We start from the raw sequence: 1,653 nt of genomic DNA on the forward strand, positions 1-1,653 counted from the left end.
TTTTTCAAAGCTGAAAAATTTTATATTCTAACGGAAACCTTATCTCCATTCCAGAAAAAAGGTATTTTCCTCATTTCTGAATACACTGGTTCCAAGTGGTTTACCTTCCCTAGAAAGCACTTCTTCTAGCCAATCTGTATCTGATTTTGAAGCTCGATTAATTTTAAAATGTTTTGTATGCATAGGGACCATCCGTAGCTCTAAAAGGTAACCCGTGGAGGGCTCCATAGTGAGTAAATAGATCAATGACAAATCATCTCTGAACTCTTCATATCCCCTAATCCCCTCATAATCATCTATAAAATCTCCACAGCCATAAAGAATCGGTTTATTTTTATATACTTCTATGCCCTTTATATGATGACTTGAATGACCATAAATGATATCAACTCCCATTTCATCAATTAATTGGTGAGCAAATTGTCTTTGTTCTGAATAAATCTGGTATCCCCAGTTTCCTCCCCAGTGAATAGAAAACAGTAAAATATCCCCCTTTTTCTTATTAACCTTATTAATGTTTTCCTTAATGGCTAACAAGGATTCGGAAGAAAAATCTTTTAAAAAATTTATTCCGGCTTCTTTTTCAGATGCGGCCCAAATAGAGGGAACTCCACTAGAGGTCATGGCATAAGCAAAAATCACCACTCTTCCTTTTTTGCTCACCTCAATAATCAAGGGTTCCTGAGCTTTTTGAAGGCTTGAACCCGCTCCTACTGTCTTAATATCTACTCCATTCAATGTACTAATGGTTTCCTTCAGACCAGAATACCCCCAATCCAGCAAATGGTTATTGGCCAAGGCGCAGACATCGACTTTTAATTGAGTCAGGCAAGTTACATTAGCCGGACTCATCCTGTAATTTATTCCTTTATCTTTCCAAAAATCATCACTTGCAGTTACTGCTGTTTCCAGGTTAATGATCCTTAAATCTGGATGAAATTGGTCCAAAACAGCTAAGGCTCCTCCCCATATGTAACTGTAATCGACAGGCCAAGGGATTTGTCCATTTGCATTTTCTGCTAGTTCCAAATACCCTTTAGCACTTTTCAGGTATGACTCATGTATTTGGGGGTTGGAAGGGTGAGGTAATATTTGATCAATACCCCTGCCAGTCATAACATCACCACATAAAAATAGGGTAATAGGAGCAACTTCACTTGATTTTTCTCTTAAAAACCTTGAGACTGCCATCGATTTTTGAGGATGAATTTATCGTTACAAATAAGCATTTGAAGTTCAGTTTTAAGTTCAATTATTAATAATTACTACAGAAAAGCTAAAAGGGCTTAATCTATTATTTTTCCCTATCCCTATAAATTTCTAATGACCCCTTTTGTTTTTTGCCATTTTTTCAACTCTCAATTAATTAGATTGTCTCATGAAAAAGGCTGACCTTAAAAGACCAGCCTATATTAAACAGTATGGGCAATACTGTAACTAAGGGATTAAATCCCCTTATCTTGGGTCATAATAAAAGTGTTCGTTCACAATTTTATCTCCTTTCCAGGTTTGCACCGCCACTTGGTTCAATTTTTTCCTATTTCCATCTCTGAAGGTAACATCCATTGACCACTCCACCATAGCCGTATTTCCCACACAATTACAGTTTTTTACCTCAGCTGCGTTAAAGGACTTTATATTTTCCATAAATTT

General features: G+C 36.4%; 2 protein-coding genes. Both read right to left on the bottom strand.

Features of this window, described 5'->3' with window-relative positions; all coding sequences use genetic code 11:
- Window positions 1-39 precede the first annotated feature (39 nt).
- A complete protein-coding gene (locus E1171_RS01695; RefSeq protein ID WP_155203450.1) occupies window positions 40-1,191 on the bottom strand; it encodes a CapA family protein in 1,152 nt (383 codons plus the stop codon).
- Window positions 1,192-1,455: 264 nt separating this feature from the next.
- Window positions 1,456-1,653, bottom strand: a 198-nt coding sequence (locus tag E1171_RS01700) for a SnoaL-like domain-containing protein (RefSeq protein WP_343031278.1), incomplete at its 5' end; no start/stop codon positions are given.

This window comes from Xanthovirga aplysinae, assembly GCF_009711365.1.
Taxonomy (GTDB): Bacteria; Bacteroidota; Bacteroidia; order Cytophagales; family Cyclobacteriaceae; genus Xanthovirga; species Xanthovirga aplysinae.